General features: G+C 73.3%; 19 protein-coding genes. 9 read left to right on the top strand and 10 right to left on the bottom strand.

The window, feature by feature from the left end; all coding sequences use genetic code 11:
* The first annotated feature begins 14 nt into the window (after positions 1-14).
* Entirely contained in the window at positions 15-929 is a 915-nt protein-coding gene (locus CMS_RS11390) for a DMT family transporter (RefSeq protein WP_012299591.1), read from the top strand.
* 40 nt (positions 930-969) lie between these two features.
* On the opposite strand, the gene CMS_RS11385 is transcribed toward CMS_RS11390, so the two are convergent.
* The 5 genes from CMS_RS11385 to CMS_RS11365 all read right to left on the bottom strand — a co-directional run bounded on the left by CMS_RS11385 (position 970) and on the right by CMS_RS11365 (position 5,659).
* Positions 970-1,932: an IS481 family transposase gene (locus CMS_RS11385; RefSeq protein WP_012299590.1), complete on the bottom strand. Its 963-nt coding sequence runs from the start codon at positions 1,930-1,932 to the stop codon at positions 970-972.
* A 135-nt stretch (positions 1,933-2,067) separates the two neighbouring features.
* Positions 2,068-3,030, bottom strand: a complete 963-nt coding sequence (locus CMS_RS11380) for a hypothetical protein (protein WP_012299589.1) — start codon at positions 3,028-3,030, stop codon at positions 2,068-2,070.
* 206 nt (positions 3,031-3,236) lie between these two features.
* Positions 3,237-3,692, bottom strand: a complete 456-nt coding sequence (locus tag CMS_RS11375) for a universal stress protein (protein ID WP_012299588.1) — start codon at positions 3,690-3,692, stop codon at positions 3,237-3,239.
* Positions 3,693-3,694: 2 nt separating this feature from the next.
* Positions 3,695-5,161, bottom strand: coding sequence for an APC family permease (locus CMS_RS11370; RefSeq protein ID WP_012299587.1), 1,467 nt, complete (start codon positions 5,159-5,161; stop codon positions 3,695-3,697).
* A gap of 75 nt (positions 5,162-5,236) precedes the next feature.
* Positions 5,237-5,659, bottom strand: a complete 423-nt coding sequence (locus CMS_RS11365; RefSeq protein ID WP_012299586.1) for a hypothetical protein — start codon at positions 5,657-5,659, stop codon at positions 5,237-5,239.
* A gap of 216 nt (positions 5,660-5,875) precedes the next feature.
* Between CMS_RS11365 and CMS_RS11360 the strand changes: the two genes are divergently transcribed.
* Positions 5,876-6,280, top strand: a complete 405-nt coding sequence (locus CMS_RS11360; protein WP_012299585.1) for a hypothetical protein — start codon at positions 5,876-5,878, stop codon at positions 6,278-6,280.
* Between the two features lie 59 nt (positions 6,281-6,339).
* A complete protein-coding gene (locus CMS_RS11355; protein WP_012299584.1) occupies positions 6,340-6,903 on the top strand; it encodes a GIY-YIG nuclease family protein in 564 nt (187 codons plus the stop codon).
* A gap of 16 nt (positions 6,904-6,919) precedes the next feature.
* Here CMS_RS11355 and CMS_RS11350 read toward each other — a convergent pair whose 3' ends face one another.
* Positions 6,920-8,038, bottom strand: coding sequence for a zinc-ribbon domain-containing protein (locus CMS_RS11350; protein WP_041464648.1), 1,119 nt, complete (start codon positions 8,036-8,038; stop codon positions 6,920-6,922).
* Between the two features lie 48 nt (positions 8,039-8,086).
* On the opposite strand from CMS_RS11350, the gene CMS_RS11345 reads away from it, so the two are divergent.
* The gene (locus tag CMS_RS11345) at positions 8,087-8,641 is read left to right on the top strand and encodes a GNAT family N-acetyltransferase (RefSeq protein WP_012299582.1); all 555 of its coding nucleotides are present in this window, start codon (positions 8,087-8,089) and stop codon (positions 8,639-8,641) included.
* A 25-nt stretch (positions 8,642-8,666) separates the two neighbouring features.
* Here the strand turns inward: CMS_RS11345 and CMS_RS11340 are convergent, their stop codons facing one another.
* The 3 genes from CMS_RS11340 to CMS_RS11330 form a co-directional block, all read right to left on the bottom strand.
* A complete protein-coding gene (locus CMS_RS11340) occupies positions 8,667-9,062 on the bottom strand; it encodes a ChaB family protein (protein WP_012299581.1) in 396 nt (131 codons plus the stop codon).
* A gap of 100 nt (positions 9,063-9,162) precedes the next feature.
* Complete coding sequence (gene sufU / locus CMS_RS11335; RefSeq protein WP_012299580.1) at positions 9,163-9,606, bottom strand: Fe-S cluster assembly sulfur transfer protein SufU; 444 nt, start codon at positions 9,604-9,606, stop codon at positions 9,163-9,165.
* Positions 9,603-10,910, bottom strand: coding sequence for a SufS family cysteine desulfurase (locus CMS_RS11330; protein WP_012299579.1), 1,308 nt, complete (start codon positions 10,908-10,910; stop codon positions 9,603-9,605). The genes sufU and CMS_RS11330 overlap by 4 nt, the downstream gene beginning before the upstream one ends.
* Before the next feature lie 102 nt (positions 10,911-11,012).
* Between CMS_RS11330 and CMS_RS11325 the strand changes: the two genes are divergently transcribed.
* The 3 genes from CMS_RS11325 (at position 11,013) to CMS_RS11315 (ending at position 13,573) form a co-directional block, all read left to right on the top strand.
* Positions 11,013-11,783, top strand: coding sequence for a copper resistance CopC family protein (locus CMS_RS11325; protein WP_012299578.1), 771 nt, complete (start codon positions 11,013-11,015; stop codon positions 11,781-11,783).
* 97 nt (positions 11,784-11,880) lie between these two features.
* Positions 11,881-12,843 (top strand): IS481-like element IS1121 family transposase, encoded by a 963-nt coding sequence (locus CMS_RS11320; protein WP_012296860.1) that lies wholly within the window; start codon positions 11,881-11,883, stop codon positions 12,841-12,843.
* An 85-nt stretch (positions 12,844-12,928) separates the two neighbouring features.
* Complete coding sequence (locus CMS_RS11315) at positions 12,929-13,573, top strand: GNAT family N-acetyltransferase (protein ID WP_012299577.1); 645 nt, start codon at positions 12,929-12,931, stop codon at positions 13,571-13,573.
* 54 nt (positions 13,574-13,627) lie between these two features.
* Here CMS_RS11315 and CMS_RS11310 read toward each other — a convergent pair whose 3' ends face one another.
* Positions 13,628-14,122 carry a hypothetical protein gene (locus tag CMS_RS11310; RefSeq protein WP_012299576.1) on the bottom strand — a complete coding sequence of 165 codons (495 nt, stop codon included), beginning with the start codon at positions 14,120-14,122 and terminating at the stop codon, positions 13,628-13,630.
* Positions 14,123-14,409: 287 nt separating this feature from the next.
* Between CMS_RS11310 and CMS_RS11305 the strand changes: the two genes are divergently transcribed.
* Both CMS_RS11305 and CMS_RS11300 read left to right on the top strand, forming a co-directional pair.
* On the top strand, positions 14,410-14,682 hold the full coding sequence (locus tag CMS_RS11305; RefSeq protein ID WP_012299575.1) for a hypothetical protein: 273 nt from the start codon (positions 14,410-14,412) through the stop codon (positions 14,680-14,682).
* Positions 14,679-15,071 (top strand): VOC family protein, encoded by a 393-nt coding sequence (locus tag CMS_RS11300; protein WP_012299574.1) that lies wholly within the window; start codon positions 14,679-14,681, stop codon positions 15,069-15,071. The genes CMS_RS11305 and CMS_RS11300 overlap by 4 nt, the downstream gene beginning before the upstream one ends.
* Positions 15,072-15,122: the final 51 nt, after the last annotated feature.

The raw sequence follows: 15,122 nt of genomic DNA, 5'->3' as shown, positions 1-15,122 counted from the left end.
GCCGGCTCCGCCCCATGCGCACGAGGCTGCCCCGCGCCGTCCGTCCGTCCCGTCCCGAGTGGGCGCTCATCGGCATCACCGCGATCTGGGGCGGCACGTTCCTCGCCGTGCACGTCGCCATGGAGCACAGCGGGCCCCTGTTCTTCGTCGGGCTCCGGTTCCTCGCGGCGGGGTTGATCAGCGCGGTCGTCTTCCGTCGGGCGCTCCGGGGGATGCGCCGGATCGACGTGGGCGCCGGCGCGGCGATCGGGGTCATGATCTTCCTCGGCTACGGCCTCCAGACCTACGGCCTGCAGACGATCCCGAGCAGCACCTCCGCGTTCATCACCGCCCTGTACGTGCCGCTGGTGCCGCTCCTGCAGTGGGCGGCGTTCCGGAAGCGGCCGAGCGCGCTCGCCCTCGTGGGCGTCGCGCTCGCCTTCGTCGGGCTCCTGCTCGTCGCTGGTCCGCAGGAGGGCGTGGCGCTGGGTGCGGGGGAGCTGGCGACGCTGGTCAGCACGCTCCCGATCGCTGCGGAGATCATCCTCATCGGCCTGTTCGCGGGTCGCGTCGACGTCGGGCGCGTCACCGTCGTGCAGCTGCTCGTCGCCGGCGCGCTGTCGCTCGCGTGCATGCCCGTGGCCGGCGAGGCGGTCCCGGCGTTCTCGTGGGTGTGGCTCGTCGCGGCGCTCGCGCTGGGGGCGAGCAGCTGCCTGATCCAGCTCACGATGAACTGGGCGCAGCGCTCCGTCTCGCCGACGCGCGCGACCATCATCTACGCGGGCGAGCCGGTCTGGGCGGGCGTCGTCGGACGCGTGGCGGGTGAGCGGCTTCCTGCGCTGGCGATCCTCGGCGCCGCGCTGATCGTCGCGGGCACGCTCGTCAGCGAGCTGAAGCCGCGCTCGCGACGGGAGCCTGAGCCGCGCGAGGACCGCGCGACCGTCGGCTGACGGGCGCCTCGCTGCGTCGCTCCAGAGGATCCGCGACCGGCTAGCTGTAGTTCCCAGTGAGGTTGTGAACGCGTTCGGCGGGCGTGAGTCCGCCGATGCCGGTGTGGGGGCGGTGGTGGTTGTAGTGATGCAGCCAGGCAGGGTAGGTCGCGGCGCGGGCCTCGTCGGTGAGGTAGGGGTGGGCGTAGGCCCACTCGGTGGCGAGGGTGCGGTTGAAGCGCTCGACCTTCCCGTTGGTCTGGGGCCGGTAGGGGCGGGTGCGTGTGTGGGCGATGGTGCCGAGCGCCTCGGTGAAGGCGTGGGAGCGGTAGCAGGAGCCGTTGTCCGTCAGGACACGGATCACGGTGATGCCCGCGGCGGTGAAGAACGCGTTCGCGCGGGCCCAGAACGCGGCAGCGGTCTCCTTGCGCTCGTCGGTGAGGATCTCGGAGTACGCGAGTCGGGAGTGGTCATCCACGGCGTGATGCAGGAACGCGTATCCCCGCCCGGTCCGGGGGTTGTTCTTCCGGCCGGCCGCTCTGCCGAGGACTCGGTGCCCGCCGCCGTCCGGGATGCGGCCGAGCTTCTTGATGTCGACGTGGACCAGATCTCCCGGTGAGGAGTGCTCGTAACGTCGCGCGGGCGAGCGTCGGACGGGGAGTCCCGTCGCGGAATCCAGGTGCGTGAGCAACGGCATCCGGTAGCGACGGAGGACCCGCTCGACCGTGGAACGGGGGATACGCAGGTGGTAGCTGATGCGGTGCGGGCCCCACCGGCGAGTGAATCTCAGCGCGATGATCCGCCGCTCCCGACGCTGACTCGTGCGGGTCGGTTGCCGGTGCGGGCGGGATGAGCGGTCCGTCATCGGCAACCCGGCCCGATACCGGCGAGCCCATCTCGACGCCGTCGCCGGCGAGCACTGGAACCGCTCCGCCGCACGCCGGACCGGCCACCCGTCCTCGATGATCAACCGGGCAAGCCGAACCCTGCCCACGGGAGTGAACGGGGCGTTAGCGTGAGTCACGAAGACCTCCGGTGATGACGTGTGCTTGGTAACTCACATCGTCCCGGAGGTCTTCGCTATCCGCCCACGCGTTCACAACCTCCCGAGGAACTACAGCTAGGCGACCGCAACCGGCCGCCTAGGAGACGGTGACCGTCAGGAGGTGGCTGCCGCCGACGCGGACATGCGAGCAGTGTCCCAGGCGACGAAGAGCGCGACGGCCTCGTGGGCGAGAGCCTCCAGCTCGTCGAGGGGGCGGAGCGCGGACTTCGCACCGAGCGACCAGTCGCAGTATCCCTGGGCGAGCCATTCTCTGCCCTTGAGGTGCTCATGCACGATGGGCATCTTCCGCTTACCCAGATCAGACGTCCCATTTCGAGGTGAATTCTCGCGCACCGTGAATCGGTCCGCATCCCGCTGCAACACGTCGCCGAGGATGTCGAGATCATCGAGCCAGGTCGGTCGGTCCTTCGGGTCCTCGGGGAAATCGTCCTCATCCAAGCGCACGTTGACGCCCACGTGATATTCCAGTGTGATCTCCTCGATCGGCCGCTTGCTGTCCCGGCCGCTGACCTGGATCTGACCACACAGTCGTCGTCCGCCTTCAGGTGTGGGCCCGTCCAGCACTATCGAGGACATGCCTCCATCCCCGCGGATGATGCTCGTCGTCCATCCTTCGGGGAGGAGGTCGTCGAGCTTGAGCACCTGCATGCGGCGTTCGACCTTCTTCTTCGTCGCGGGGATGCGATCGATGTCCTCCTGGCTGAGTCGTGTGCCGCGGAACCGGGCGAGCAGCTCTTCCCAGGTCGCGACCGCGTCGACCTCGGCCTCATGTCCGTGTGCATCCGCTTGGTCGAGCACCAGGAGCACCAGGTGAGTGACCGCATCGGATTCCCGAGCGAGTTGTCCGTCCGTCACCACGTGGTCGAATTTGGCCTCGATGCCGACGCGCGTGCCAGATTCATAGGTGACCACCACGTCGATGTTCTCCTCGGCCTCGCAGCGGACGTTCGAGACCTGACCCAGCTCCTCTCGTTCGACCTCCAATGCCTCCACAACCCATGTCGTGAACGCCTGCGGGTCGTGTCGTATCTCCGCGGCTAAAGCTCGCGTGGCCATCGTCTCGGTCGTGTATATCGGGTCCATGAGCGCCTTTGCATCTTCGTATTGGGACGCTATGAGCCTAAATGCAGTTCCTCGTGCGGGGAAGTAGACCAGTGTTCCCTTTCGGGGGTGTTGTCAACCGGCGCGCAAAGCGGCACCCCATGGGCCGGGGTCAATCCCTTGGTAGGAATTCGACGTCGAGTACCGCCTGAACCGACGCGCTACCCCCGCCCCCGCACCGTCGGCCGGCAGATCAGCACCGGGCACGGTGCCGAGTGCTGCACGCGCGAGGCCGTGCTGCCGAGCAGGATCGTCGCCGTGAGGCCGCGGCTGCCGGCCGCCATGGAGACCAGTCCCGCGGATAGCTCCTCGGCGGCGCGGATGATCTCTGTCGCGGGCGATCCGCTGCGCACGTCGCGGTGGATGGCTGGGCCCCAGCCGTCGAAGACCTCGGCGACCACGTCGACGGCCGCCTCCGCGTCCCTGCGGTAGCTCAGCTCGGTCTGCGCGGGGGCGTGGTGCGGGCCGAGCTCGTTGGCGAACGGCGCGGCCGCGTACGGGCTCACGACCGCGAGCACGGTGACCTCGGTGATCTCGCGGGAGTCCGCGATGACCTGGAACTGGCGGGCTGCCTGCAGCGACGCCTGGGATCCGTCGGTGGTGACGATGACGTGCACGGTCAGACCTCCCTGTCCGTCGGGCCGGACGCGGCGACGTCGGCGGCGGCCTCCAGGTCCGGCTTCTTGGCGCCGAACGTGCGTTGCGCGAGGTAGAGCACGAGCCCCAGCGCGAGCAGGCCGCCGACCCAGAACAGGGCGCCGGGGTCGTCGACGAGCGTGTAGATCAGCACGGCGACGTTGCCGAGGATCCCGACGACGAGCAGCGGCGTGTTCGCGCGGTACGTGTCGTCCCGCTCGTCGTGGCCACGGAGCTTCAGGCACGCGACGATCACGAGCGCGTAGATGAAGAGGAGGAACACGACGGTGATGGTCGCGAGGCGGTCGACGATGTCGAGCCGCTCGTCCTCGGGGATGCTGGCCTGGCTGGACCGGATCGCCGCGCCGATGATGAGGAGGCCGGCCACCACCGCGCCGCCGAAGATCAGCGCCACGTAGGGGCTGCGGCGGGCCGGGTGCACCTTCGCGAAGACCGCCGGGACGACGTTCTCGCGGGCCATGCCGAACAGGATCCGCGACTGGGCCACCACGGTCACGAGCGCCGTGTTGCTGATGGCGACCATGGCGATGAGGCCGAAGACCACCAGCATCACGGCCGCGGGGATGACGAAGAGGTCCGCGCGCACGACCTCGGGGAGCGTGTTGCCCGCCAGCGCGTCGATCGGGACGGCGAGAGCCGCGGCCATCGAGACGAGCACGTAGACGACGCCGGCCGTCATCATGCCGCCGATGAGGGCGCGGGGGAACGCGCGCGACGGGTCGATGGTCTCTTCGGCCACGTTCGCCGCGTTCTCGAACCCGGTCATGGCGAAGAAGGCGAGCGAGACGCCGGCGAGCACGGCCAGCACGGCGGATCCGGGGCCGCCCTCGACCTGGAACTGCAGCAGCACGGCCGGGTCGCCGACGCCCTCGATCAGCGCGATCACGCCGATGGCGACGACGATGATGAGGCCGCTGATCTCGACGAAGGTCATGATCACGTTCGCGACGACGGACTCGCTGATGCCGATGAGGTTGATGAGCGTGATGACCGCGACGAACGCGACCGCGATGCCTGTGGTGGCCCAGATGGCGGACTCGGGCAGGCCGATGAGGTCGCTGAGGTAGCGCACGAAGCCGGCGGCGAGGGAACCGACGGCGGCCATGTTGGCGCTGAGCATGCAGATGGTGATGAAGAACGTGGGCACCGGGCTCTTGAACGCCTTGTTGATGTAGAGCGAGGCGCCGGCGGCCTGCGGGTACTTGGTCACGAGCTCCGCGTAGGCGAGGCCGGTGATGGTCGCGATGGAGACGCCGACGAGGAACGCCATCCAGAACGCGCCGCCCACGGCCGCGGCGACGAGGCCGACGAGCACGTAGATGCCGGATCCGAGGACGTCGCCGACCACGTAGAAGTACAGCTGCTTGACCGTGATGGAGCGCTTCAGCTCGGATCGCGGGGGTGCCTGGGCCTCGATGGGGTTCGACATTTCCCCACCCTAGGGGCGGGGTGGTGGCGGGGTCGAGGGGGTGGCGGTCACCCGCGGTCGCGTGGCGGGGTGCGGTCAAGCGCCGTCGGCGACGCGACGCAACGTGACGATCGCGTGCCGCAGGTCCGCCTCGGCGACGGGCGGCTGCGCGGCGGCGCAGGCCCCGCGGATCCATCCCGTGCGGGCGCGGAGCACGCGCTCGAGCAGTTCGCGGCCCGAGGTCCCGACGACGAGGTGCGCGCCCTCGACGTCCACCTGCTCGGCGAGGATCTGCCGCTGCAGCAGCGCCGCGAGGCTCGGCACGAGGGCGGCGCGCGACGTGCGGGTCCAGACCGAGAGCGACTGGCGGTCGATGCGCATGTCGGTCGCGACCACGCGCAGGAGCTGGATCTGCAGTCCCGTCAGCCCGTCCCATGCCGCGATCGTGGCGGCGTCCATCAGGTCGAAGACGGTCGCCATCGCGGCGATGAGCTCCTCGTGCGTGCTCGTGTCGGACACGGAGCTCCTCTGCGGCGCTGATGGGCCGGGCGGGCGGGACGCCTGCTCGTCGGAGGCACGGTATCCACCAGGACCGTTCCCGGTCCAGAGTCGCGGGCGACCGGTCACATCCGCGGATCCGGCGGGGATACTGGGGAGGCGAGCGGCCCCGCGCGGGCGGCCGCCGGGACGGGGAGGTCGCATGAGCGCAGCAGTCGACGCCGGACGGGCGCGGGCATGACGCCCCGGGTCCGCGCGCTCATCCTCAGCGGGATCATCACCGGCCTGACCATGGCGATCGTCGCGGCCGCGCGCCCCTGGACCCGCCCGGACGCACCAGACGACTGGGTCGTCTTGCGCTTCGAGGCCGGCGAGGCGGCGACCGCGTACGAGGCGTTCGAGTCGCTGGCCGCGACCGAGATCGCGGGCGACGACGCCCTGCAGCTCCTCGAGGCCGGCTGCATCGACGGCAACGAGTTCGGCGACGACTCCTACGACGTCTACTTCGTCGGCCCCGACCGCCGCATCATGTGGGAGGTGCTCGAGCCGATCTTCGCCGACGCGCCCGTGCCGTGGACCTCGGTCGAGCTCCGCCGCGGCCTCGACGATCAGGCGCCCGTGGTGGTGCGGGCGGCGCGCTGAGGCTCTGCGGCCCGGTCGATGAGGCTGCCGATGTCGGCACCCGCGCCTAGCGTCGGGGGATGACGTCGAGCGGATCCGCGCGCTGCCGCGCCGAGGGGTGCACGGCGCCGGTCGAGAGCGGTGCGCCCGTCCCGCTGTGCGCCGCGCACCTCGTGGCGGCCGCCGCAAGGGCGGAGCGCGCGCACGGCGTCGAGGACGTGCTGCCGTCGCCGTGCCCGGCGTGCGGATCCCGCCTCGGGGTGCGGTACCCGTCGGGCTGGCTGTGCGCCGTGTGCGAGTGGCGACACGGCGACCACCCGGACGGCGAGCTCGCGCCGCCACGGGTCGACGTCGTCTACTACATCCGCTTCGACGACCGGATGAAGATCGGCACGAGCGCCAACCCGCGGCAGCGCCTGGGCACGCTCCGTCACGACGAGCTCCTGGCCTTCGAGCGCGGCGGGCGGGCCGTGGAGCGGGCACGGCACGCGCAGTTCGCGCGGCAGCGCTTCGACCGCACGGAGTGGTTCGACCTCGACGTCGAGCTGCGGGCGCACGTCGCCGCGCTCGCCGCGGGGCAGCCGGATCCGTGGAAGCTGCTCGCCCGCTGGCGGAGCGAGGCGCTGGCACTGCGGGTCAGCTAACGCGGGCGGACGCGCGTCACCCGGCGGCGGCCGACGGCGGCACCTCGCGCAGGTAGGCGTCCACCAGGAACGGGCCGCGGATCTCGCGGAGCCGGTCGAGGAGCTGGTCGACCGTGCCGCGCGTGAGGCCCGAGACGCACAGGTCGTACGGTCCGAGGGGCGGCAGCTTGCCGGTACGGATGCGGATCACCTCCCAGCCGGCGGCCCGCAGCGCGCGATCCTTGCGCCGGTCGGCCTCCTCGCGGCGGCCGACGTGCTCGAGGCCGTGGCGGCCGGTGGAGTCGTACTCGATCGCGACGCGCAGCTCGGGCAGCAGGATGTCGGGCCACGCCTCGAGGTGCTCGAAGAACGGGCGCGCGAGCCGCACGGCGTTGAGGGGGGACATGCACTCGAGGCGGGCGGCCAGGTCCTGGCGCAGGCGCTCCTCGACGGCGGATGCGGGCGGCGGCGCGCATGCGCTCGCGAACGGCTCGCCGACGGGGAGGTCGGGGGTCTTCGCGCAGACGGCGGGGGAGCGGCGGGCGCGGGCGGGCGGCGGGGCGGCGACGCGCGCGGCGGGCCGATCCGCGGATGCGGGGTGATCCGCGTCTGCCGGAGCGGCGGCGCTCGGGGTGCCGTCCTTCCCGCGGCGGTCGCGACCCGTGCCGCGGCTGGACGGCATGCCGTCGCGCGCGCCCCTCCGCGGGCGCGGGGATCCGGCCGCCGCGGATCCTCCAGCCGCCGCGGATGCCGCCGCTCCCGCCGCGGATCCCCCCGCCACGGGCCCCGCCACGAGCGGCGACGCCCCCGGCCACCGCACCTGATCTGCCATCGGCAGCACGGGCGTGCGCGGGGCCGCGGCCTCGGCGCAGTCCGGGCACCACGACGAGCGGCGGCGCCCGCGGCCCGGCCGCCGCCGCTGCTCCTCGGGCGTCGCGACGAAGACGTGTCCCGTGTCGCACTGCCAGGTGAGGAGGACGTCCGCGGCGGGCGGCACCTGCGTGAGCGTGATGCCGCGGTTGAACTCCGGGTGGTACTGCCGGATGAGCACGGGGAACGACGCCCACGCCTCCCGGTAGGTGCCCACCGGGTACGGCACGTCGAGGCCGCGCGACCAGCGGCGTCGCGCCCACCACGCATCCACCGGCTCGGGCATGCCGTCACGCTAGGGGGAGCCACCGACGTCGCCCCCTAGCCTGGGGCGATGCCCGACCTCGCGACCGACCGCCTGCTCCTCCGCCGCTTCACGGACGCGGACGCCCCCTTCCTCCTCGACCTGCATTCGCGGCCCGAGGCGATGCGGTGGATCGGCGCCGGTGCGGTGCAGACGGATCCCGCTCAGGCCGCCTCCCGCGCCGCCCGCTACGCCGCGCTCGACCACCCCGTGCGCGGCATCTGGGCGATCGAGGACCGCGAGGGCGGCGCGCTCCTCGGCACCCTGCTGCTCAAGGACCTGCCCGCGTCGGCCGCGCCCCTCGCCGGCGACGACCCGGCCCCGCGTGACGCGCCCGAGGACGGCGAGACGGAGATCGGCTGGCACCTGCACCCGGACGCCTGGGGTCGCGGCGTCGCGACGGAGGCGGCGAAGCGGGTGCTCGCGCACGCGGCCGAGGGCGGGCTGTCGCGCGTGCTCGCGGTGACGAACCCGGCCAACGCGCCGTCGCAGGCCGTGTGCCGACGGATCGGGATGCGCCCCCTCGGCCGCACGCGCGCCTACTACGACACGGAGTGCGCGCTGTTCCGCGTCGACCTCCCCTAGGGGCGCCCGCCCCGCCCGCCCCGCCTCAGCTGTCGCGCTCGCGCGCCCGCCGGGTCTCCCGGTCGTTCGCCTTCCGGATCCCGTCCACCAGCTCGTCCTTCGTCATGCGGCTGCGGCCGGTGACGTCGAGGCGGCGCGCGACCTCCGTCAGGTGCGCCTTCGAGGCGTTCGCGTCGACCCCGCCCGCCGTGCCCGCACCGCGGTCCTCGGCTCCCGCGTCCGACGGCCCCGCCGACGCCTTGGGCTCCCAGTGATCGCCGACCTTCTCGAAGCCGTGCTTGAGCGCGGCGAAGGCGGTGCGCTCGGCGCGCTCGCCGGATCCGTACTGCTCCTCGGCCGCCGCGTGCGCCGCCGACCAGGTGGCCTGCGCATGCTCGGGGGAGCGGCGGATGGTGCTCGGCATGTCGTCGTCGGGGGCCACGGATCCTCCTCGTGTCGTAGGTCGCCGGCCCGCACGGCCGCCGCCCCTCCACTCTGCACCGCCCCGCGCGAGGAGGGACGGGCGGGGAGGACCGGCCGCGTCAGCCCGCGCGGAGCGCCTCCTCCAGCGTCGTCCACGGCAGCATCGCGCACTTGACGCGGCCCATGTACCGGGAGACCCCGTCGAGCGCGACGGCGTCGCCGAACTCCTCCGGGTCGAGGTGCGATGCACCGCGGCTGCGCATGACCTCGCGGAACGCGGCGGCGCGCGCGTGGGCCGTGTCGAGGTCCACGCCGTCGAGCACGCCGACGAGCATCGACGCCGACGCCTGCGAGATCGCGCAGCCGTGGCCCGTCCACGCGATCTCGGCGACCCGGCCGTCCTCGATGCGGACGCCGAGCGTGATCTCGTCCCCGCACGTCGGGTTCACCTGGTGCGCGTGCAGCGGCCAGCCGGTGGGATCGCCCTGGCCCTCGGGCGTGCGCGAGTGGTCGAGGATCAGCTCCTGGTAGAGCGCGCCACCGCCGGAGGCTGGGGCGCTCATCGGCCGGCCCCGAAGAACGCGGCCGCGTCCTCGACGCCCTGCAGTAGCAGGTCGATCTCGGCGTCGGTCGTGTGCAGGGTCCCGCTCGCCCGCGTGGACGCGGTGAGCCCGAGCCGGCGGTGCAGCGGTTGCGCGCAGTGGTGCCCGACGCGCACCGCGATGCCGCGGTCGTCGAGGATCTGCCCCACGTCGTGCGCGTGCACGCCCGCCAGGTCGAAGGCGGCCAGCCCGACGCGGTGACCGTCGGCGCCCGACCCGAGCACGCGCACGCCCCGGATCCCGGAGAGACCCGACACCAGCCGCGCGCCGATGCGCCGCCCGTGCTCCGCGATCCGGTCCATGCCGACGGCCTCGAGGTACTCGACCGCGACGCCCAGCGCCACGACCTGCGAGATGCGCTGCGTGCCGGCCTCGAACCGCTGGGGCGGCGGCAGGAACTCGGCCGCCTCCATCGTCACGGTCGTGATCATCGACCCGCCCGTGAGGAACGGCGGCAGCGCCTCGAGCACCCGGCGGCGTCCGTAGAGCACCCCGATGCCGGTCGGCGCGAGCATCTTGTGGCCGGAGAAGACGGCGAGGTCGACGTCGAGCGCGCGCAGGTCCACGGGCAGGTGCGGCACGGACTGGCAGGCGTCGAGCACGACGAGCGCGCCCACCTCCCGCGCCCGGGCGATCACGGGGCCGAGCTGCGCGATGCCGCCCAGCACGTTGGAGACGTGCGCGAGCGCGACGACGCGCGTGCGGTCGGTGATGACGTCACCCAGCGTCTCCAGCCGCAGCGCGCCCGCGTCGTCGACCGGGATGAAGCGCAGCGCGGCGCCCGTGCGGAGCGCGAGCTGCTGCCACGGGATGAGGTTCGCGTGGTGCTCCGACTCCGTGACGACGATCTCGTCGCCCTCCCGCACGCGGACCGACTCCGGCGCGGCCGCGCTCCCGAGGCCGTACGCGACGAGGTTGATCCCCTCGGTCGCGTTCGAGGTCCACACGATCTCACTCGCGTCGACGCCCACGAAGCGCGCCACCTTCTCCCGCGCCTCCTCGAACTCCTCCGTCGCGAGGGCCGCGAGCGTGTGCGCGCCGCGGTGGACGGCGGAGTTGCGGAGCTCCAGGTAGGCGCGTTCCGCGTCCAGCACCTGGCGCGGCTTCTGGGAGGTGGCGGCCGAGTCGAGGTAGACGAGCGGGTGGCCGTTCACTTCGGTGTCGAGGATGGGGAAGTCGCGGCGGATCCGGTCGATCTCGTCGGCGGTGAGGCCGGCGGACCGCGCCGTGCCGTCGCCGGGGGCGTCCTGCGGGGCGGTGTGCATCCGACGAGTCCATCGCGCCGCGGCGCTCGGCGCAACACGGGCGCGCGAGACGTCACGGACGCGCACCCGCCCACGGCGCGACGCCCAGGGGATGATGGACCCATGGCGTCTCCGCACCACCCCCGCACCCCGTCCCCCCTCCGTCGCGCCGCGCTCGCCGCTGCTGCCGCAGCGCTCGTGCTCGGCGGGGTGCTGATCCCGGCGGGCGCCGCGTCCGCGCACGACCGGCTCGTGGGATCCACCCCCGCGGCCGACGCCACCGTCACGGACGAGCCCGGCACCGTCTCGCTCGACTTCAGCGAGGAGCTCCTCGCGCTCGACGCGCAGGCCTCCGGCTTCGCGATCCAGGTGGTCAACACCTCGGACAGCTCCTTCCACGAGGACGGCTGCGTCACGATCGACGGATCCACCGCCACGACGCGCATCGCGCTCGGCACGGCGGGCACCTACCAGGTCACCTGGCGCGCGGTCTCGAGCGACAGCCACCCCATCGACGGCACCTACTCCTTCACCTACGCGCCGGCCGGCGACACCACGGGCACCCCGGCGATCCTCGCGGCCCCGGCCTGCGGCGACGCGTGGGCGGGCAGCGCGGCCACCGCGACCCCGGAGCCCGAGGGCACCATGACCACGCAGGGCGCCGAGTCCGTCGCCCCCGCGCCCACCTCGGACGCGCAGTCCGGCGAGACCGTGCCGCTCGCCGAGACGGCGGAGACCACGCCGGTCTGGGTCTTCGTGCTCATCGGTCTCGTGATCCTCGCGGCCGCCGCCGTCGCGGTGGTCGGCGTCGTGCGCCGCTCGTCGCGCCGCTTCCCCGGCGAGGACGGCGAGAGCGTCGGGGGGCCGTACGACGGATCCGACGACCCGCGCTAGCTGTACTCGGCCATGACGTTGGTGACACTTCGGGGCGTGTGAAGAGGCCTCCTGGCTTGATGGAGCTGTTCAGTTCAACCATCGCCAGGAGGCCTCGATGTCCCACGGTAATGCTCGTCTGACGGTTCACGGGAGGGTTCTCCTCGTGCGGCGGGTGGTGGAGGATCGTCGGCCGGTCGCGCACGTCGCGCGGGAGCTGGGGGTGTCGCGGCAGTGCGCGCATCGATGGGTGAACCGGTTCCGTGCCGAGGGGCTGCGAGGGCTGACGGATCGGTCATCGCGGCCCCGGTCAGTACCGAGGCGAACGAGCCCGGAGCGGGAACGGGCCGTGCTGGAAGCGCGGGCCCAGTTGCGGGCGGGTCCTGCGCGGCTGGCGCCGGTGACAGGTGTTCCATCCCGTACGATCTCCCGCATCCTGCGCCGGCACGGGGCGCCGCCGTTGGCATGGTTGGACCCCGTCACCGGGGCCGTGATCCGGGCATCCCGGTCAACGGCGCACCGGTATGAGCACGAGCATCCGGGTGATCTGATCCACGTGGACGTGAAGAAGCTCGGGAGGATCCCGGACGGAGGCGGCTGGCGGGTCCACGGGCGCAGCGAGCAGGTCCGCGGCCGCGGGATCGGGTTCGATTACGTCCATGCCGCGGTCGATGACCACACCCGTCTCGCCTACGCGGAGATCCATCCCGATGAGAAAGGCGCGACCGCGGCCGGGTTCCTGACCCGCGCAGCGGCGTACTTCGCCGGGCATGGGATCACCCGGATCGAGCGGGTCATCACGGACAACGCGTTCGCCTACCGGCACTCGACCGCGTTCAAGAACGCCGTCCAGGACCTGGGCGCGCGGCAGAAGTTCATCCGCCCGCACTGCCCCTGGCAGAACGGCAAGGTCGAGCGCTTCAACCGGACCCTCGCGACCGAGTGGGCCTACCGGCAACCCTTCACCAGCAACCAACACCGCGCCGACGCGCTTGACCCCTTCATCGAGCACTACAACACTGAACGAATCCACTCAAGCCACGGGCTCACGCCCGCGGCCCGAGTGTCACCAACGTCATGACCCAGTACACCTAGACCGGATCCACCGCCCGGCCGGGGCCCGCGACCACCGCGGGTCCCGGCCGCACGTCTGCCAGGCTGGCCCGGTGACCGCCACCGTCCCCGCGCCCGCCTCCCTCGTCGGCACCCACGTGCGTCTCGACCCGCTCACGCCGGATCACCTCCCGGCCCTCCGCGCCGCCATCGCGCACCCGGCCGTGTTCGCGGGCGGCTTCGGCGGCGGCCCGGCCGGCCTGCGCACCGACCCGGCCGAGTTCGACGCGTGGGCCCGCGGTACCTTCCGCTGGGACGACCTGCCGACCGCCGTGATCCTCGTCGGCGGCCCCCACGACGGCGAGCTCGTCGGCACCACCACCCTCACCGACCTCGACACGCGCCGCGAGCGCGCACACCTCGGCTGGACCGCGTACGACCCGCGCGTCTGGGGCACGGTCGTGAACGCGGAGGCCAAGCGCCTGCTCCTCGGGCTCGCGTTCGACTCCGGGTTCGGCCGGGTCAAGCTGCAGGCCGACGCCCGCAACGCGCACTCGCGCGCCGCCATCCTCAAGCTCGGCGCGACCTTCGAGGGCGTGTGCCGCCGGGATCAGCTCCGCGCCGACGGGACCTGGCGCGACGCCGCCGTCCACTCGATCCTCGCGGACGAGTGGCCCGCCGTCCGGGCCGGACTCGACGCGCGCATCGCCGCGCACGAGGGACGACCGGTCCTGTTCCGCACGCCGCCCGCCAGCTGAGGCGGCCGCGACGGCACGAGCTGACCCGGTGCGCCGCCGTCGGCAGGGGAGCGGCTACGCGGCGTCCGCCTCGGGCTCCGCCTCCGCGTCCGCATCCACCGCGAACGTGCCCGACGCGGCCGGGGCGGCGATGATGTCGTCCGCCTCCTCGCCGGGGCGGATCCGCGTGACGCGGAGCGAGTGCACGTGCAGCCGGGCGTCCTCCGGGCCCTCGGCCACGCGGATCACGCCGGGTCCGCGGCGCATCTCGACGTCGAGGACGAGCGTCCGCCGGGTGGCGCCCGCGGCGAGCGGCGGGTAGCGCACGGTGCGGGTCTGCGCGCGGTCGAGGGCGAAGCCGAGGGCCAGCGGGGTGGGCGCGCAGTGGTCGTAGGTGACGGCGACGGCGTGGGGGCCGTCGTGCTCGGCGACCACGGCGAAGTCGAGGTAGCTGCGGCTGCCGGGATCGGCGTCCTCGGGCGGTGGCGGCGCGCTGGCGTGGACGCGCGCGGCGTCGACGGCGGGGTAGCAGCGGATGTGGGAGATGGAGTGCCTCCGGGAGGTGCACATCGGTGTGACGGAACGCAGCGTCGGGACCGGCCGGGAAGCCGTGCCCGGTCCTGCGGGGCGGCGCGCCGGGCCGGGGGAGGCAGCGGCGCGTGCATCGTGGACCAGCTCGCGCACGTGACGTTCGGACGTCGGCGGCGCGTCGTTCGGCCCCGGCGATCCGGGGCGACGGGCTCACCATACGGCGTCCGGGAACGCCACGCGCGGGAAGCGTCCCCCGTGCGGCGGACGCGACCGCGGCGGCCTCCTCCCTACCGTGGAGGGGACGACGCGACGACGGGAGACGCACGATGCAGAGCAGGTGGGCGGCCATGGTGTTCGGCGACCGGGAGGATCCGCGCGCCCGGCTGCACGCGGTCTTCGGCGGGCCCGCCGCTCGGAGCGGGCAGCCGCCGCTCGCCGCGCTGGAGTGGGCGGAGCGGACGCTCACGGAGGCGGACCCGGCGCGCGGGGTCGACCCCGTGACGGCGACCCGGCTCCTGCGCCGGGCCGAGCCGCGGCTGACGCTGAAGTCGGGCGCGTTCCTCGCGCAGCACGCCGTCGCGCGACGCCGCCCCGCGTGACGGCCCGCGGATCCCTCCACCATGTGGAGCTGCAGGTGCGCGACCTCGATGCGGCGCTGGCCTCCTGGGGCTGGATCCTCGGCGAGCTCGGCTACGCGGAGGACGTCAGCTGGGCCGACGGCCGGAGCCTCCGCCTTGGCGACGCCTACATCGTGATCGCCCGGGCCCCGCGCGACGCCCCGCACGACCGGCGCGCCGCGGGCCTCAGTCACCTCGCGTTCCACGCGGGATCCGCCGCCGACGTCGACCGGCTCTGGGCGGCGGCGCCCGACCACGGCTGGGCGCGCCTCTACGCCGACTGGCACCCCCACGCCGGCGGGCCCGACCACCACGCCGCCTTCCTCGAGGACGGCGAGCGGTTCAAGGTCGAGCTCGTCGCGGACGCCTGAAGCCCGACGCCTGCGGCCCACCTGAGCGCTGACGCCCGAGACCTGCGACCG

Source organism: Clavibacter sepedonicus (assembly GCF_000069225.1).
In the GTDB taxonomy this organism is placed as follows: Bacteria; Actinomycetota; Actinomycetes; order Actinomycetales; family Microbacteriaceae; genus Clavibacter; species Clavibacter sepedonicus.
The sequence above is the reverse complement of the archived record's forward strand: the minus strand, read 5'-3'. Positions and strand labels throughout refer to the sequence as shown.

Excerpts from the sequence above, each read along its gene's own strand:
- CMS_RS11320 (WP_012296860.1), top strand. The coding sequence starts at position 11,881 with ATGTCCCACGGTAATGCTCGTCTGACGGTTCACGGGAGGGTTCTCCTC.
- CMS_RS11305 (WP_012299575.1), top strand. The coding sequence starts at position 14,410 with ATGCAGAGCAGGTGGGCGGCCATGGTGTTCGGCGACCGGGAGGATCCG.
- CMS_RS11390 (WP_012299591.1), top strand. The coding sequence starts at position 15 with ATGCGCACGAGGCTGCCCCGCGCCGTCCGTCCGTCCCGTCCCGAGTGG.
- CMS_RS11380 (WP_012299589.1), bottom strand. The coding sequence starts at position 3,030 with ATGGCCACGCGAGCTTTAGCCGCGGAGATACGACACGACCCGCAGGCG.
- sufU (WP_012299580.1), bottom strand. The coding sequence starts at position 9,606 with ATGAGCGCCCCAGCCTCCGGCGGTGGCGCGCTCTACCAGGAGCTGATC.
- CMS_RS11355 (WP_012299584.1), top strand. The coding sequence starts at position 6,340 with ATGACGTCGAGCGGATCCGCGCGCTGCCGCGCCGAGGGGTGCACGGCG.
- CMS_RS11350 (WP_041464648.1), bottom strand. The coding sequence starts at position 8,038 with ATGCCCGAGCCGGTGGATGCGTGGTGGGCGCGACGCCGCTGGTCGCGC.
- CMS_RS11330 (WP_012299579.1), bottom strand. The coding sequence starts at position 10,910 with ATGCACACCGCCCCGCAGGACGCCCCCGGCGACGGCACGGCGCGGTCC.
- CMS_RS11325 (WP_012299578.1), top strand. The coding sequence starts at position 11,013 with ATGGCGTCTCCGCACCACCCCCGCACCCCGTCCCCCCTCCGTCGCGCC.
- CMS_RS11370 (WP_012299587.1), bottom strand. The coding sequence starts at position 5,161 with ATGTCGAACCCCATCGAGGCCCAGGCACCCCCGCGATCCGAGCTGAAG.
- CMS_RS11310 (WP_012299576.1), bottom strand. The coding sequence starts at position 14,122 with ATGTGCACCTCCCGGAGGCACTCCATCTCCCACATCCGCTGCTACCCC.
- CMS_RS11360 (WP_012299585.1), top strand. The coding sequence starts at position 5,876 with ATGACGCCCCGGGTCCGCGCGCTCATCCTCAGCGGGATCATCACCGGC.
- CMS_RS11345 (WP_012299582.1), top strand. The coding sequence starts at position 8,087 with ATGCCCGACCTCGCGACCGACCGCCTGCTCCTCCGCCGCTTCACGGAC.